A 15,122-nucleotide genomic window follows, 5' to 3' on the forward strand; every position below is an offset into this window, starting at 1 on the left:
GAAGTGTCCGCTTTTCTGTCCGGCACAACCTATGCCCGTTCGGCGGGTTCCAGAAAAGCGCCGGCTTCGAGCGCGGCCCGGCCGGGATCGCCGGCCCGGATCGCCTCGACCAGTCGGGTGTGGTCGACATAGCGCTCGGGGGTGAGCGCGCCTCCCATCGCCTCGGCGACCGTGCTGCGCAGGGCGGTGCCGACCGAGGCGTACAGCTCGGCGAGCATGGCGTTGTGCGCGGCGGCGACCACCGCCGTGTGCAGCGCCGCGTCGGCCTCGACGAACGCGTCGACCCGGCCACCGTGCCAGGCGGCCTCGCGCTCGGCGAGCGCGCCGTCGAGCGTCGCCAGGTCCTCCGGTGTACGCCTCAACGCGGCGAGCCGGGCGGCCTCCACCTCGAAGGCCCGGCGCACCTCGATGACCTCGGTCATCCGGTCGTCGCCGAGGCGGCGGGCCACCACGGGTGCCAGTTCGTCGGTGGACACCACGTACGTGCCGGATCCCTGCCGGCACTCCAGCACCCCGGCGTGCACCAGGGCTCGGACCGCCTCGCGGACCGTGTTGCGCCCCACGCCCAGCGCGGCGACGAGCTGCGGCTCGGTGGGGATGCGCCCGCCGACCGGCCACTCACCGCCCAGGATCCGGGCGCGGAGCTGCTCGGTCGTCTGCCGGACGCGGTGGCCGCGAGGCGGCACGGCGGGCTGGCCGTGGGGCGGCACGGCGGGCTGGCCGTGGGGCGGCACGGCGGGCTGGCCGCGAGGCGGCACCGGCGGGGCGGAGGGGAAATCAACCGACGGTGGCACTGGTTACATCACCGGTCCCAAATTCATCCCATGATTGTAGGTTAGAGGCCATGACCCCGCCACCAACCGCCGCTCCGGCGCCGCCCGCCCCCGTCGCCGTCGACCCCCGCCCGACGCGGGACCCGGGCACGGGTCGACGGACGCACCCGGCGACCGGTGGCGCGCTCGTGCTGGTCGGGATGCTGCTGGTCGCGCTCAACCTGCGGGCCGTGGTGACGAGCCTCGGCGCGCTGCTCGACGAGGTCCGCGACGGGCTGGGCCTTTCCGGCGCCACCGCCGGTCTGGTCACCACCCTGCCGACCATCGCGTTCGCCGGCCTCGGCGCGCTCACCCCGTGGCTGGTCCGCCGGGTGGCGCCGGCCCGGGTGCTGGTGGTCGCCATGCTCGCCCTCGCCGTCGGTCAGGTGCTCCGGGTCATCACCGACTCGACCTTGGTGTTCGTGCTCACCAGCGCGCTCGCGCTGTCCGGCATCGCGGTCGCCAACATCCTGCTGCCGATGCTCGTCAAGCAGCACTTCCCGCACCGCACCGGCCTGGTCACCGGCGCGTACACGATGGCGTTGACAGTGGGCACGACGGTGGCCGCCGCCTCCGCGGTGCCGATCGCGCACGCCTTCGGGTCGTGGCGGGCCGGGCTCGGCGTCTGGGCCGCGATGGCTGCGGTGGCCGTACTCCCGTGGGTGCCGCTGGCGCTGCGGACCCGGGCGGGCGCGCGGCGGGCGACCCCGACGGCGGTCGCCGCAGCGCCGGTGCGGGTTCGGCCGGCGCGCACCCGGCTCGGCTGGGCGATGGCCGTCTACTTCGGGGCGCAGTCGCTCAGCGGGTACGCGATCATGGGCTGGCTGGCCCAGTTGTTCCGCGACGCCGGCTACCAGCCGGAGTCGGCCGGGCTCCTGCTCGCCGGGGTGACCGCGCTCGGCGTGCCGATCGCGCTGGTGATGCCCACCCTGGCCGGCCGGCTGGGGAGCCTCCGCCCGCTGGTGCTCGGGCTGACCACCGCGTCGACGCTGGCCTACCTGGGTCTGGCCCTCGCACCGAACCGCGCCGCGCTGCTCTGGGTCGCCCTGCTGGCGATCGGGCAGGGCGCGTTCCCGATGATCCTGACCGCCATCGGTCTACGTGCCCGCACCGCCGAGGGCACCGTCGCGCTCTCCGCGTTCGCGCAGAGCACCGGGTACGTGATCGCCGCTCTCGGCCCGCTGATGGTCGGCATCCTCTACGAGGTGACCGGGGGCTGGACCGCGCCGATCGGGTTCCTGCTGGGCGCCCTCGCCGTGCAGACCATGGCGGGCATGGCGATCGCTCGTCCCCGCTACGTCGAGGACGAGTGAAACCGCAACGGTCAGGAGGAAGCCGGCGTCGGTTCGCCGGCGACTGCCTCATCCACCGTGGGGTAGGTGTGCAGCACCTCGACCAGCCCGCTCACCTCGAGGATGCGCAGCACCCCGCGCTGTGGTGCGGCCAGCCGGACCACGCCGCCAGCCTCGTCGCAGCTGTTCTTGGCGCGGACGAAGACCGACAACCCGGTCGAGTCGCAGAACGAGACGTCCGCCAGGTCGAACACCAGCCGGCTACGGCCCTTGTCGAGCAGGTCGGTGATCTGGTCCTGAAGCTGCGGTGCGGTGGCCATGTCCAGCTCGCCCGCCACCGACACGACGACCACGTCGCCGCGCTGTTCCGTGTGCACCGTCAAGGACATTCGCCAGACCTCCTGTTATCGGGGGAACGGTATCCCACGACCGGGGTCGTACGCAGAACGGGAGGCAGGATCCGGTGGCCGTCGTCATTCCGTTGCTACGGGGCAAGTAGTTGATCAGGCCCCGGTGATAGAGTCCGCCCGGTCCAGGTCAAGGGGGTTCGAAATGGCGTTGAGCACCGAAGAAAGTGGTCGGCTCGCTGCGCTACTCAGCGGGCAGGGCGAACGGGTCACGACTCGGTGGACCGAGATCGTCACCAGTTCGTTGCGGGGCCGGCTGAGCCAGGCCGAGTTGCGCCGTCAGGTCGAGGACCTGCACCGTGCTGTCGTCGCCACCGGTCAGCAGGGTGGAATCGATCTGGCCAGCGAAAACGCGGCCGAGTTGCGGGCCGCGCTCTCCGAGCTGTCCCGTGGTCGGGCCCGGCAGGGCTTCTCGGCCACCGAGACCACGATCAGCATCTTCGCGCTCAAGGACGTGCTGGCCGAGCTGGTGCAGGAGGCCGGCGGACCCACCGCGCTGCACGACTTCGTCGCCTTCTCCAAGCTGGTCGACGAGATGGGCCTGTTCACCTTCGAGAGCTTCGTCCGCACCCGGGAGAGCCTGATCGCCGACCAGGCCGAGCAGCTGCTCGAGCTCTCCACGCCGGTGGTCAAGCTCTGGGAAGGCGTGGTCGCCGTCCCGCTGGTCGGCACCCTGGACTCGGCCCGGGCCCAGGTGGTGATGGAGCGGCTGCTCCAGACCCTGGTCGACACCGGCTCCCCGTACGCGATCATCGACATCACCGGCGTCCCGGCGGTGGACACCCAGGTCGCCCAGCACATCCTGAAGACCGTGGTGGCCGCCCGGCTGATGGGTGCCGACTGCATCATCTCCGGCATCCGCCCGCAGATCGCGCAGACCATCGTCGCGCTCGGCATCGAGTTCGGCGACATCGCCACCAAGGCGAGCCTCGCCGACGCGCTGCGTCACGTGCTGCGGCTCAGCGGGGTGGAAACCGCCCGTCGCCAGCCGCGTCGGGGCGTCTGATGGAGCGCGTTCCGATCCTCAAGATCGGCGACATCCTGCTCGTCTCGATCCAACTGGACATGTCCGACCAGACGGCCGTCCAGCTCCAGGAGGATCTCGCCGAGCGGATCGTGGACACCGGCTGCCACGGCGTCATCATCGACATCACCGCGCTGGACATCGTCGACTCCTTCGTCGGGCGCATGCTCTCCACCATCGCCTCGATCTCCAAGGTGCTCGACGCGGAGACGGTGGTGGTCGGGATGCGCCCAGCCGTCGCCATCACCCTTGTCGAACTGGGGCTGTCGCTGAACGGCATCCGTACCGCGCTGAACGTCGAGCGCGGCATGGAACTGATCGCGGCTGCCCACGCCGACGAGCTCGATGACCAGCTCGACGACGATCCGGACGCCGAGACGGCTACGACGTGACCGCGGACATCGACCTGGGCCACCCGCAGGCGCAGGTGATCCAGAGCGATGAGGACGTGGTGCGCGTCCGGCAGTTGGTTCGCGCCGTTGCGGTGGCCGTCAAGCTGTCCCTCGTCGACCAGACCAAGGTGGTCACCGCGGCGAGCGAGTTGGCCCGCAACACCCTGGTGTACGGCGGTGGCGGCTCGGTCGAGGTGACGACCGTGGACAACGGCCGACGCAAGGGCGTCCGGATCGTCTTCGCCGACTCCGGGCCGGGCATCGCCGACCTGAATCTGGCCATGACCGACGGCTACACCAGCGGCGGAGGGCTCGGCCTCGGGCTGAGCGGGTCCCGCCGGCTGGTCGACGAGTTCGAGATCGAGACCTCTCCGGAAACCGGCACGCGGATCACGGTCACCAAGTGGTCCCGGTGAACGCCGAGGCGGTTACCGACAGTGGCATCTGGTTCCGGGTGGAGGCCAGCAGCGCGGCGAGCGCCGTCCGGCGCGCCGCCGAACGCCTCGGTGCGCAGGTCGAAATGGGTGCGGCGCGCATCGCCGACCTGGCCATCGTCGCCGCCGAGCTGACCAGCAACCTGGTCAAGCACGCCGACGAGGGAGTGCTGCTGCTCCGGCCGGTGCGCCGCGCCGGGCAGGCCGGTGTGGAACTGATCGCCATCGACTCCGGGCCCGGCATGGCCGACCTGACCGTCTCGTCCCAGGACGGGCACTCCACCACCGGCACCCTCGGCATCGGCCTGGGTGCCATCGTGCGGCAGGCCAGCTGGTTCGACGGATATTCGCTGCCCGGCAAGGGCACCGTCCTCGCCGTGCAGGTCTGGCCGGCGGAGCCGGCCCGGCCGTCCTGGGCCGGCGCCCTCACCCGACCGCTGACCGGTGAGACGGTCAGCGGCGACGGGTACGCCGTCCGGATCGCCGACGGACGGCACCAGGTGCTGGTCAGCGACGGGCTGGGGCACGGCCCGCTGGCCGCTGCCGCCACCGAGGCGGCACTGGCCGCGTTCCGGGACGCCCCGGCCGGCCCACCGGCGGTGGTGGTCGGTCACCTGCACCGGAGCATGTCGCACACCCGTGGCGCGGCGCTCGCGGTCGCCGAGCTGGCACCGGCTGCCGGTGTGCTGCACTACGCCGGCCTCGGCAACATCGCCGGCGCCGTCGTCGAGGGCGACGGTCACCGGCGAGGGCTGGTGTCGCTGCCCGGCATCGCCGGTCACCAGCGGCCGACGATCCGGGAGTACGACTACCCACTCGCGCCGGGCGCCCGGCTGGTGATGCACAGCGACGGGGTGGTCGACCGTTGGCGGTTGGCCGACTACCCGGGGCTGGCGGAGCGATCCCCGCTGGTCATGGCGGCGACCCTCCTGCGCGACGCGGGTGTGCGACGTGACGACGCCTGCGTACTGGTCGCGAGGTCCTGGACATGACCGGCGAGCCGGCCGCGCTGCCGCTGTTGCAGATGGCGCTGCGGGTCGAGCAGGACATCTTCGTGATCCGCCAGCGGGGCCGCGAGGTGGCGGCCGTGGTCGGTCTGGAACACCAGGACCAGGTTCGGATCGCCACCGCGCTCAGCGAGGTCGCCCGGGACCTGTTGCGGACGACCGGCGGCGCGGACATCTCCTTCCACATCGATGCGGGCATCGACGGCCGGTTCCACCTGCGCGCCGACCTGGCCCCGGTGACTCCGCTCCCGGACGGCCGCTACCAGCCGCAGTCCGGCGCGGTGTCCCGACTGGTCGACACGTTGAGCGTGTCGACCGTCGGTGGGGTTACGGTCGTGAGGATGTCCCGACGAGTTCCGGCCAGCGCGCCGACGCCGACCCCGGAGCGGCTCGCCGAGTTCCGCGCCGAACTCGGTCGTACCGCGCCGGCCAGCGCGCTGGACGAGTTGACAGTGCAGAACGGGCAGCTCATCGCCGCCCTCGACGAGGTGCGCAGCCAGCGCGACGAGCTGGCCGTGCTCAACGAGGAGCTGGCCGAGACCAACCGGGGTGTGCTGGCGCTCTACAACCAGCTCACCGAGGAGTTGGAGGAGACCAACCGCGGTGTCGTCGCCCTCTACGCCGAGCTGGACGAGAAGTCGGCCCAGCTCCGGGCGGCGAGCGAGTCGAAGAGCCGGTTCCTCGCCAATGTGAGCCATGAACTGCGCGCCCCGGTCACCGCGATCATCGGGTTGGGGCGGCTGCTCACCGACTCCGCATCCGACCCGCTCACCGACGAGCAGGGCCGCCAGATCGACCTGATCCGCTCGTCGGCGGCGGATCTGCTCAATCTGGTCAACGAGTTGCTGGACCTGGCCAAGGCGGAGTCCGGCCGGATCGAACCGGACCTGACGGACGTCGACCTGCGGTCGGTTCTCGGTCAACTGCGCGGCACGATGCGCGCGCTGGCCACCCGCCCGGAGGTCGCGCTGGTGGTAGAGGAGCCGACCGCGCCGACTCTGCTGCGCACCGACGAGGTGCTGCTCGGCCAGGTGCTGCGCAACCTGCTGCACAACGGGTTGAAGTTCACCCAGCGCGGTGAGGTGCGGCTGCGGGCCCGCCAGCACGGCGACCGGTGGAACTTCGAGGTCACCGACACCGGGCCCGGCATCGCTGCCGAGCTGCACGACCGGATCTTCGAGGAGTTCTACCAGGTGCCGGGCGCCACCCGGGTCGGCGGCACCGGCCTCGGCCTGCCGTACGCCCGGCGGTTGGTGACACTGCTCGGCGGGTCGCTGGAGCTGACCAGCGAGCCGGGCCGGGGCAGCACATTCACCGTCTCCCTGCCCACCGGCGGGGCGTGACAGCATGGACGGCATGCCGGCAACCATCCTGGTCGTCGACGACAGTCGTACCAAGCGTTACCTGCTGGTCAGCTGGCTGACCCGGGCCGGGTTCACAGTGCTCGAGGCCGAGAACGGCGCCGAGGCGCTGGCTCGGGTCGAGGTGGACCGGATCGACCTGGTCGTCCTCGACGTCCGATTGCCGGACCTGAGCGGGTTCGAGGTCTGCGAACAGATCAAGATCCGGCATCCGGCGATGCCGGTGATCCACGTGTCGGCGCACGCCGTGGACGTGGCCGACCGTGCCCAGGGGCTGACCCGGGGTGCCGACGCGTACCTGACCGAGCCGATCGAGCCGGAAGAGCTGATCGCCACCACGCGGGCGGTCCTGCGCTACTACCAGGCCCGGCAGCGCGCCGAGCTGCTCGCCGAGCGGCTGCTCGGGCTGGCCGACACGACAGTTGCGGTGCACGCCGCACCAACCTTCGCGCGTCTGCTGGAGGCCGCCGCCGAGGGCGCCGCGCAGATCTTCAAGAGCCCGGCGGCGGTGATCGCCGAGACCTTCGACGGTGACTGCATCGCGGGGATCTGTGCCGGCCCCGGCGCGGCGGCCACGGTGGTGCCGTGGGTCGTCGACGACACCGGGGTGCCGACCGGCGCCACGGTGCGGGTGCAGACCCCGCAGAGTTGGGCGCTGGTCGAGTGGTCGACGGACGACACGGTGACAGTCGCCGCCGCCCGGCTGCGCGAGGACCGAGCCCCGCTGTACGTGGTGGTCCCGACCGCCACCCAGACCGCTCGGACCCCGGTGCTCAAGCAGCTCGCTCAGGCGGTGGCGGCGGCCGTGGAGGGGCAGCGCTCGTTTGACGAGGAGCACCGGATCGCGGTCACCCTCCAACGCAGCCTGCTCCCGCGCGGGCTGCCCACCGTCGCCGGACTGGACCTCGCGGTGCGCTACGAGCCGGCCAGCGCACAGACCGAGGTGGGCGGTGACTTCTACGAACTGGTGATGCTCGACGGGCACCTGCTGCTGGCGATCGGAGACGTGGCCGGCCACTCTTTGCACGCGGCGACCGTGATGGCCGAGCTGCGGCACGCCGTGCGGGCGTACGCGGTCGAGGGGCACCAGCCCGGAGAGATCCTGCACCGGGTCAACGAGCTGATGCGGACCCTGCTGCCCAACGAGATCGCCACACTCTGCGTGCTGCTGCTGCACCCACCGACCGGGCGGGTCCGGCTGGCCAGCGCCGGGCATCTTCCGCCGGTGCTCAGCATGGACGGCAAGGTCGAGTTCGTGCAGCACTCCGCGCCGCTGCTCGGCGTACGCGCACCTCGCCCGGACGATCTGGAGTTCGTGGTGCCGGCCGGGGCCACGCTGGTGTTCTACACCGACGGGCTGATCGAGCGGCGGGACGCGACCATCGACGAGGGGCTGGCAGCGCTCGCCGGTGTCTGCGCCACCGTCGACGACGACCTGGACCGCTTCTGCGCCCGGCTGCTGGTGGAGTTGGCCCCACCGGAGATCCAGGACGACGTCGCCGTGGTCGTCCTGCGCCGCCGCTGAGCCGGTGCGGCCTCAGTGCACCGAGCGGGCGTACGCGGCGGGTGACACCCCGGCCACTGCGGTGAAGTCGCGAACCAGGTGGGCCTGGTCGCTGTAACCGAGGTCGGCGGCGAGGGCCGCCCATTTCAGTGGGCCACCGGCGGCCTGCTCGACGGCCTCCTGGAGCCGGTAGCGGCGGATCACCCACTTCGGCCCGACCCCCACGTACTCCAGGAAGAGTCGCTGCAACCGGCGGACCGGAAGGTCGTGCCGTGCCGCGAAGTCGTCGACCCGCAGCACCGTCCGGTCGGTGCGGATCGCCTCGGCCAGCCGGATGGCCTCGTCGGCCATCGGGTCCGGCGTTGGGTCCCACGCGGTGAGCAGGGCGTCGAGGGCGCGGCAACGCTCGTCGTCGGCTGCCGCGCACACCGGGAAGCCGGGGCGTGCCAGCCGGCCCGTGGGAAGTGGCACCCGGCGGCCGGTCAGCTCGCTGATCGGCTGGCGCCAGAACGCGTGGAAGCCACCGGGACGGAACTGCACCCCGCCCACCCGGCCGGTGCCGGTGAGCGTGATCCGGAACAGGTCGCGGCCCACCCCGGCCACCTCGCCGGACTCGGGCCCGTCGCCGTCCCGCCGGAACACCACGTTGACCGCCGGGTGCGGCACTACCCGCTGCTCGAAGGGTGTGCTCAACTCCCAGTCGATCAACCAGTAGTGCTCGACCCACCCGCGTAGCGGCTCCGCCGGCAGGTGCCGGCGGAAGCGCACCTCGCGCAGCATCCGTCCGGGGTCGAGAATCCCCCGGCTGTCGCCACGCGGTCGCTGTCGCATTTATTCAAGACCACCCTCATACGCTGGCCCTATGACCACTCAGACTAGCGACCTGCTGGCGGCTGCCGCGCCGCGAACCGTCGACGTGGTGCGTGGCATCGCCGATGACCAGTTCGATCTGCCCACCCCGTGCCGCGACTACGTGGTCCGTGATCTGCTCAACCACCTCTTCGAGGTGGTGGTCAACTTTCAGGAGTTGGCAGTGAAGCGGCCGGTGGAGTGGGCCGAGAAGCCCGACCACCTGGGCGACGGCTGGCGGGACCGGTTCGAGGCGGAGACGGGTCGCCTGGTCGCCGCCTGGTCGGACCCGTCCACCCTGGAGGGTGTGTCACCGGGCATGGGCATGCCGCAGACCGTCATCGGCGGCATGGCCCTGCTGGACCTGACCGTGCACGGCTGGGACCTCGCCGTCGCCACCGGCCAGCCCTACCAGCCGGCCCCGGAGGCAGTCGCCGAGCTGCACGGGTTGGTCGAGCAGTTGGGCCCCACCGCCCGCAAGATGGGCGTCTTCGCCGACCCACTGCCCACCCCGACCCCCACCCCCGACCTGGCCCCGACGCCCGACCTGGCCCACCTCCTGACCCAGACCGGCCGCACCCCCACCTGGCCCCAAACCCCCTAACCAACCGCCCACCCCACCCCACCCCGCACCGCGTGCCCGCACCCTCCGCTCTCGGTGATCAAGAGGTTCGCGTCAGATTTCGAGGCTCTGGTGACGCAAACCTCTTGATCAACGAGGTGGGGTGGGGTGGGGTGGGCACGCGGTGCGGGGACGGGGTGGGTTGTTGACTTGGGTATTCGCTCGGTGAATAGTTGCGGGCGTGTCCACGTCGCATGTTCTGCTCGGGTTGTTGGCTGCTGGCAGCCGGCACGGCTATGAGCTGAAGCGTGCGCACGACGAGCGGCTGCCCAGGGCTCGACCGCTGGCCTTCGGGCAGGTCTACGCCACCCTTGGCCGCCTGGAACGGGACGGCCTGGTGGTCACCGCCGGGCAGGACCGCGCGGCCGGGCCGGATCGCACGGCGTACGCGCTGACCGACCAGGGGCGGGCCGCGCTCGACCAGTGGCTGACCACTGTGGAACCACCCATGCCGTACGTGGCCAGCACACTCTTCGCCAAGGTCGTGGTGGCGCTCCTGGTCGCCGACGTCGACCGGGCCCGGTCCTACCTGATCGCCCAGCGCGCCGCGCACACCGCACGGCTGCGTGAGCTGACCGCGGTCAAGGCCGACCCGGCCGCCACCCTCAGCGACGTGGTCGCGGCCGACTTCGCGATCGCCCACCTCGACGCGGACCTGCGGTGGCTGCACGCCACTCTGGGCCGGGTCGCCGACTGGCACCGGGAGGTGCATCCGTGACGCAACTCCAGGCTCGCGGCGTGGTTCGGGCGTACGGCCCGACACCCGCGCTGCGCGGCGTGACACTCGACGTGGCCGAGGGTGAGATCGTCGCCGTCACCGGCCCGAGCGGCTGCGGCAAGTCGACCCTGCTGCACTGTCTGGCCGGGATCCTCCGGCCGGACGCCGGCGAGGTCACCTGGCGGGGGCAGCGCATCGACACCTGGTCGGAGGCGGCCAGATCCCGGTTGCGACGCACCGAGTTCGGGGTGCTGTTCCAGTTCGGCCAACTGGTCGCCGAGTTGACCGCGGCGGAGAACGTCGCACTGCCACTGCTCCTCGCCGGCACGGGGCGGCGAGAGGCACGGACGGCGGCGCTCACCTGGCTGGACCGGTTCGGTGTGGGGGAGGTGGCCGACCTCCGGCCGGGTGAGATGTCCGGTGGTCAGCAGCAGCGGTGCGCCACCGCGCGGGCGTTGGTGACCGAGCCGCGGGTGCTCTTCGCCGACGAGCCGACCGGTTCGCTGGACACGCTCGCGGGCGAGCAGGTGCTGACCCATCTGGTCCGGCTCGCCCGTGAGCAGCGCACCGCCGTCGTGCTGATCACCCACGAGCCGCGGATCGCCGCGTACGCCGATCGGGAGATCGTGTTGCGCGACGGCCTGGTGGACCACACGGGCCTGGGGCTCGACGTGCCGCTGGCCGGTGGCGCCCGGTGAGACCGGCGACGCTGGTCCGGCTCGCGCTCGCCGGCAGCCGCACCGACACCGCCCGGGTGGTGCTCACCGCCCTCAGCGCACTGCTGGCGACCCTGGCGGGGCTCGCGGCGCTCACCGTGTTGGCCATCGAGAAACCCGCAGGCGACGCCTGGGTGGAGTCCGAGCAGTACCGGAACGCGTTGCTGCGTGAGCCCGGGTTGCGCGGTGGGACGGCGTTCGCGCTGCTCATGCTGATGATTCCGGTGCTGGCGCTGGCCGGCCAGTGCGCGCGGCTCGGCGCGCCCGCACGGGATCGCCGGCTGGCGGCGATCCGGCTCGCTGGCGCCACCCCCGGCCAGGTCACCCGGTTGGCCGTGCTGGAGACCGGCATGGCCGCTCTGCTCGGCACGTTGGTCGGGCTGGGTGCCTACCTGGTCGGCCGCGAGGTGCTGCACCGACCGGACGCGCAAGGTCGACTGGCCCTGCCGACCGATGTGCTGCCGTCGCCCGCAGCGGTGGCCGCGGTGGTGCTCGGCCTGCCGGTCGTCGCGGCACTGGCCACCGCCCTGATGCTGCGTACGGTCACCATGAGCCCGCTCGGGGTGAGCCGCAAGGCCGCCCGCGAGCGCGGTCCGGGCCCGTGGGCCGGGCTCCTGATCGGGCTGGGTCTGGCCTCGTTCCTCGCGGTCCGTCCGGCCACCGACCAGCTCAAGGGCAGGGATGAGCTGCTCGGCTGGCTGGTGCCGCTGCTGTTCGCGGTGGGTGCGCTCGCGGCGATGATCGGGGTGGTGATCGGCACCGGCTGGATCTCGTACCACTGTGGGCGGTTGTTGCGGCGGCATGCCCGCCGACCTGCAGCGCTGCTCGCGGCGGGCCGGCTGATGGCGGACCCGTGGGCGGGCAGCCGCACGTTCGCGGCGCTGCTCGCCGCCCTGATCTTCGGCGGGGGTGCGGCCGCTCAGCGCGCCTACTTCGCCACCGAGGACCAGCTCGACCGGGAGCAGAACCGGCTCGTCGGGGTGGACGCCGGCGCTGACCCCTTCTATCTGTCCACCATGGATCTGGTCGATGCCGCGGTCGCGGTGGCCGTCCTGATCGCGGCGGGTGGGCTGATCGTCGCGCTGGTCGAGGGGATCGTCGCCCGCCGACGCGCCTACGCGGCGTTGGTCGCCACCGGGGTGCCCCGAGCGACGCTGAGCCGTTCGGTGGCCTGGCAGGCGCTGGCCCCGGCGGTGCCGGCGATCCTGCTCGCGCTCACCGTGGGCACGTTGCTCGGCCGAGGGCTCTTCGGGGAGGTGTCGACGGGCGTCTCGTCGACGGAGATCTGCGACGCCACGGCGGCGCTCTGTGACGACCCGGCCACCCGCGAGCAGTACACCCGGATCGTGTACACCCCCGAGATCCAGCGAGCCGTTGCCGTACCCCTGGAGCACCTGGCCTGGCTCGGTGCCGGCGCTCTGGCGGCAGTGCTGGTGACGGTCGGTGTCGGCCTGCTCTTCCTGCGCGCCAGCACGGCCCTGGACGAGCTGCGCATGACCTGAGCCACCGCGCGTGCAGCCCGGTCAGGCGGTGAGCAGCCCGGAGGAGAGTGCCACCAGCGTGCCGACCACCGCCGAGCAGCAGCAGACCAGGAGGCCGGCGACCACCGCGAGGATCAACCAGACCCGGCGATCCCGCGCCACCGCCGCGACGCTCGGCCGGCGCACGTCCTCGGCGGCCCCGCCGTCACCATCCGTGGTCCCGGTCACCCCGGAAGTCTAGGCCCCGACATCGGCCCGGGACCGGGAACGCCGGACCGCGCGGCCCACTCATGATCGCGCCCGATCGTGGAAGTGGCGGCCTCCCCGAGCCGCCGAGGGGACCACTCCCACCATCGAGCGCGATCATGCCGACCCGACGGGTCAGGCGCGGCCGATCCGGTCCAGGATCCAGGCGTTGATGAACGCCTCCTCGCGCCACGCGTCGTAGCGACCGCTCGGACCGCCGTGCCCTGCACCCATCTCGGTCTTGAGCAGGTAGTCGCCGCCCGGGGCGACCGCCCGCAGCCGGGCGATCCACTTCGCCGGCTCCGAGTAGAGCACCCGGGTGTCGTTGAGGCTGGTCACCGCGAGGATCGCCGGGTAGTCCACAGCGGTCACGTTCTCGTACGGCGTGTAGGACTTCATGTACGCGTACACCTCGGGGTCCTCCAGTGGGTTGCCCCACTCCTCCCACTCGGTGACGGTCAGCGGCAACGACGGGTCGAGGATCGAGGTGAGCGCGTCCACGAACGGCACCTGCGCGACGATCCCGGTGAAGGCGTCCGGCGCGAGGTTGGCGACCGCGCCCATCAGCAGGCCGCCGGCCGAGGCGCCCCGCGCGACCAGCCGGTCGCTGGCGGTCCAGCCGGCCTTGACCAGATGCCGGGCGCAGGCGACGAAGTCGGTGAAGGTGTTCTTCTTGGCCAGCATCTTGCCCTGGTCGTACCAGCGCCGACCCAGCTCACCGCCGCCCCGGGTGTGCGCCACGGCGAAGACCACGCCCCGGTCCAGCAGGGACAGTCGGGCCACCGAGAACCACGGGTCCATGCTGGCCTCGTACGAGCCGTAGCCGTACAGCTCGCACGGTGCCGATCCGTCCCGGGGTGTGCCCACGCGGCAGACCAGCGAGATCGGCACCCGGGTGCCGTCGTCGGCGAGTGCCCAGTCACGGTGCTGCTCGTACTCGGCCGGGTCGTACGGCCGCCCGTCCGGCCCGGGCAGCACCGGCTTCTGCTTGCGCAGCACCATCTGCCGGGTGACCAGGTCGTAGTCGTACACCGAGTCGGGGGTGACCAGCGACGAGTACCGCAGGCGGACCTGCCCGGTGCGGTATTCCGGGTTGGCGTCCAGACCGACGCTGTACAGCGGCTCGGGGAAGTCGATGTCGTACGAGTCGTCGCTGCCCACCGGCAACACCCGCAGCCCGGTGAGCCCGTCGGTGCGCAGCGACACGACCAGGTGGTTGGCGAAGGCGTCCACGGCCTCCAGCCGGGTGCCGGGGGTGTGCTCGATGACCGGCACCCAGTCGCCCGGCGCGTCCGCGGAGGTGAACGCGAGCGCGAAGTCCTCCGCACCGTCGTTGTGCAGGATCAGGAAACGGTGGCCGTGGTGCTCCACAGCGTATTCGACGCCCTGGCGGCGGGGTGCGATCACGGCCGGGGCGCCGGTCGGGTTGCCGGCGGGGATGACCAGGACCTCGCTGGTCACCTTGCTGTGGATGTCGATCAGGATGAACTTCTCCGACCGGGTCAGCTCCACGCCGACCCAGAACCGCTCGTCGTCCTCCTGGTGGACCACCACGTCGTCGGCAGCGGCCGAGCCGACGGTGTGCCGCCAGACCCGGTTCGGCCGCCAGGCGTCATCCACTGTCACGTAGAACAACACAGAGGCGTCGGTCGACCAGGCGGTGCCGTAGAAGGTGTCGGGCACCTCGTCGGGCAGCAACTCGCCGGTGGTCAGGTCCTTCACGCGCAGGGTGAACCGCTCGTCCCCGGAGAAGTCGGTGGAGTAGGCCAGCCAGCGACCGTCCGGGCTGACGTCGAACGCGCCCAGCGAGAAGAAGTCGTGCCCCTCGGCCAGGAGGTTGCCGTCGAGCAGCACCTCCTCGCCGTCGAGCCGGGCGCCGTCGGCGCTGACCGGCGGCTCGACCTCCCCGTCGCGGACCGCGCGGCGGCAGTGCACCCCATACTGCTGGCCCTCGACAGTCCGGGTGTAGTACCAGTGCCCACCCTTGCGGGTCGGCACGGACAGGTCGGTCTCCCTGGTGCGCTGGCGGGTCTCCTCGAACAGCGTCGTGCGCAGCTCGGCCAGGTGCGCCGTACGCGTGTCGGTGTACGCGTTCTCGGCGGTCAGGTAGGCGATCGTCTCCGGGTCGTCCTTGGCGGCGAGCCAGGCGTACTCGTCGACGACGGTGTCGCCGTGGTGGGTGCGCTCGCTGGGCACCCGCTTCGCCGCGGGCGGGGCAGTCTCGGTGGTCACGGCGGCCACGTTACCGGCCGGCACC

16 protein-coding genes are annotated in these 15,122 nt (G+C 72.0%); 11 read left to right on the forward strand and 5 right to left on the reverse strand.

The window, feature by feature from the left end:
- Window positions 1-29: 29 nt before the first annotated feature.
- The gene (locus tag FBZ33_RS00005; RefSeq protein ID WP_141907553.1) at window positions 30-710 is read right to left on the reverse strand and encodes a FadR/GntR family transcriptional regulator; all 681 of its coding nucleotides are present in this window, start codon (window positions 708-710) and stop codon (window positions 30-32) included.
- Window positions 711-844: 134 nt separating this feature from the next.
- On the opposite strand from FBZ33_RS00005, the gene FBZ33_RS00010 reads away from it, so the two are divergent.
- Window positions 845-2,125 carry an MFS transporter gene (locus FBZ33_RS00010; RefSeq protein ID WP_370452931.1) on the forward strand — a complete coding sequence of 427 codons (1,281 nt, stop codon included), beginning with the start codon at window positions 845-847 and terminating at the stop codon, window positions 2,123-2,125.
- Window positions 2,126-2,136: 11 nt separating this feature from the next.
- Here FBZ33_RS00010 and FBZ33_RS00015 read toward each other — a convergent pair whose 3' ends face one another.
- Window positions 2,137-2,493: an STAS domain-containing protein gene (locus FBZ33_RS00015; RefSeq protein ID WP_088951054.1), complete on the reverse strand. Its 357-nt coding sequence runs from the start codon at window positions 2,491-2,493 to the stop codon at window positions 2,137-2,139.
- Window positions 2,494-2,656: 163 nt separating this feature from the next.
- On the opposite strand from FBZ33_RS00015, the gene FBZ33_RS00020 reads away from it, so the two are divergent.
- The 6 genes from FBZ33_RS00020 to FBZ33_RS00045 are packed head-to-tail and all read left to right on the forward strand — an operon-like array spanning window position 2,657 to window position 8,254.
- Window positions 2,657-3,517 (forward strand): STAS domain-containing protein, encoded by an 861-nt coding sequence (locus FBZ33_RS00020; RefSeq protein WP_141907554.1) that lies wholly within the window; start codon window positions 2,657-2,659, stop codon window positions 3,515-3,517.
- Entirely contained in the window at window positions 3,517-3,927 is a 411-nt protein-coding gene (locus FBZ33_RS00025) for an STAS domain-containing protein (RefSeq protein WP_088951056.1), read from the forward strand. Before FBZ33_RS00020 ends, FBZ33_RS00025 begins: the two co-directional genes overlap by 1 nt.
- Complete coding sequence (locus FBZ33_RS00030) at window positions 3,924-4,343, forward strand: anti-sigma regulatory factor (protein ID WP_099849810.1); 420 nt, start codon at window positions 3,924-3,926, stop codon at window positions 4,341-4,343. Before FBZ33_RS00025 ends, FBZ33_RS00030 begins: the two co-directional genes overlap by 4 nt.
- The gene (locus tag FBZ33_RS00035) at window positions 4,331-5,353 is read left to right on the forward strand and encodes a SpoIIE family protein phosphatase (RefSeq protein WP_370452932.1); all 1,023 of its coding nucleotides are present in this window, start codon (window positions 4,331-4,333) and stop codon (window positions 5,351-5,353) included. The genes FBZ33_RS00030 and FBZ33_RS00035 overlap by 13 nt, the downstream gene beginning before the upstream one ends.
- Window positions 5,350-6,711: a sensor histidine kinase gene (locus FBZ33_RS00040; RefSeq protein ID WP_141907555.1), complete on the forward strand. Its 1,362-nt coding sequence runs from the start codon at window positions 5,350-5,352 to the stop codon at window positions 6,709-6,711. The genes FBZ33_RS00035 and FBZ33_RS00040 overlap by 4 nt, the downstream gene beginning before the upstream one ends.
- A 4-nt stretch (window positions 6,712-6,715) precedes the next feature.
- Complete coding sequence (locus tag FBZ33_RS00045; RefSeq protein WP_141907556.1) at window positions 6,716-8,254, forward strand: SpoIIE family protein phosphatase; 1,539 nt, start codon at window positions 6,716-6,718, stop codon at window positions 8,252-8,254.
- A gap of 12 nt (window positions 8,255-8,266) precedes the next feature.
- Here FBZ33_RS00045 and FBZ33_RS00050 read toward each other — a convergent pair whose 3' ends face one another.
- Window positions 8,267-9,064, reverse strand: a complete 798-nt coding sequence (locus FBZ33_RS00050; RefSeq protein WP_141907557.1) for an AraC family transcriptional regulator — start codon at window positions 9,062-9,064, stop codon at window positions 8,267-8,269.
- 31 nt (window positions 9,065-9,095) lie between these two features.
- On the opposite strand from FBZ33_RS00050, the gene FBZ33_RS00055 reads away from it, so the two are divergent.
- The 4 genes from FBZ33_RS00055 to FBZ33_RS00070 all read left to right on the forward strand — a co-directional run bounded on the left by FBZ33_RS00055 (window position 9,096) and on the right by FBZ33_RS00070 (window position 12,640).
- Window positions 9,096-9,686 carry a TIGR03086 family metal-binding protein gene (locus FBZ33_RS00055; protein ID WP_088951061.1) on the forward strand — a complete coding sequence of 197 codons (591 nt, stop codon included), beginning with the start codon at window positions 9,096-9,098 and terminating at the stop codon, window positions 9,684-9,686.
- Between the two features lie 199 nt (window positions 9,687-9,885).
- Window positions 9,886-10,422, forward strand: coding sequence for a PadR family transcriptional regulator (locus FBZ33_RS00060; protein ID WP_141907558.1), 537 nt, complete (start codon window positions 9,886-9,888; stop codon window positions 10,420-10,422).
- Window positions 10,419-11,120 (forward strand): ABC transporter ATP-binding protein, encoded by a 702-nt coding sequence (locus FBZ33_RS00065; RefSeq protein ID WP_141907559.1) that lies wholly within the window; start codon window positions 10,419-10,421, stop codon window positions 11,118-11,120. The genes FBZ33_RS00060 and FBZ33_RS00065 overlap by 4 nt, the downstream gene beginning before the upstream one ends.
- Window positions 11,117-12,640, forward strand: a complete 1,524-nt coding sequence (locus FBZ33_RS00070; RefSeq protein WP_141907560.1) for an FtsX-like permease family protein — start codon at window positions 11,117-11,119, stop codon at window positions 12,638-12,640. Before FBZ33_RS00065 ends, FBZ33_RS00070 begins: the two co-directional genes overlap by 4 nt.
- Window positions 12,641-12,661: 21 nt before the next feature.
- On the opposite strand, the gene FBZ33_RS00075 is transcribed toward FBZ33_RS00070, so the two are convergent.
- Both FBZ33_RS00075 and FBZ33_RS00080 read right to left on the reverse strand, forming a co-directional pair.
- Window positions 12,662-12,847 carry a hypothetical protein gene (locus tag FBZ33_RS00075; protein ID WP_088951065.1) on the reverse strand — a complete coding sequence of 62 codons (186 nt, stop codon included), beginning with the start codon at window positions 12,845-12,847 and terminating at the stop codon, window positions 12,662-12,664.
- Between the two features lie 153 nt (window positions 12,848-13,000).
- Window positions 13,001-15,097: a S9 family peptidase gene (locus tag FBZ33_RS00080; RefSeq protein ID WP_141907561.1), complete on the reverse strand. Its 2,097-nt coding sequence runs from the start codon at window positions 15,095-15,097 to the stop codon at window positions 13,001-13,003.
- Window positions 15,098-15,122: the final 25 nt, after the last annotated feature.

Origin of the sequence: Micromonospora sp. A202, assembly GCF_006715105.1 — a bacterium.
Classification (GTDB): Bacteria; Actinomycetota; Actinomycetes; order Mycobacteriales; family Micromonosporaceae; genus Micromonospora; species Micromonospora zamorensis.

Bases quoted from the DNA above. Each gene is read 5' to 3' on its own strand.
- FBZ33_RS00010 (WP_370452931.1), top strand. From the start codon at position 845: ATGACCCCGCCACCAACCGCCGCTCCGGCGCCGCCCGCCCCCGTCGCC.
- FBZ33_RS00015 (WP_088951054.1), bottom strand. From the start codon at position 2,493: ATGTCCTTGACGGTGCACACGGAACAGCGCGGCGACGTGGTCGTCGTG.
- FBZ33_RS00020 (WP_141907554.1), top strand. From the start codon at position 2,657: ATGGCGTTGAGCACCGAAGAAAGTGGTCGGCTCGCTGCGCTACTCAGC.
- FBZ33_RS00025 (WP_088951056.1), top strand. From the start codon at position 3,517: ATGGAGCGCGTTCCGATCCTCAAGATCGGCGACATCCTGCTCGTCTCG.
- FBZ33_RS00040 (WP_141907555.1), top strand. From the start codon at position 5,350: ATGACCGGCGAGCCGGCCGCGCTGCCGCTGTTGCAGATGGCGCTGCGG.
- FBZ33_RS00045 (WP_141907556.1), top strand. From the start codon at position 6,716: ATGGACGGCATGCCGGCAACCATCCTGGTCGTCGACGACAGTCGTACC.
- FBZ33_RS00050 (WP_141907557.1), bottom strand. From the start codon at position 9,064: ATGCGACAGCGACCGCGTGGCGACAGCCGGGGGATTCTCGACCCCGGA.
- FBZ33_RS00055 (WP_088951061.1), top strand. From the start codon at position 9,096: ATGACCACTCAGACTAGCGACCTGCTGGCGGCTGCCGCGCCGCGAACC.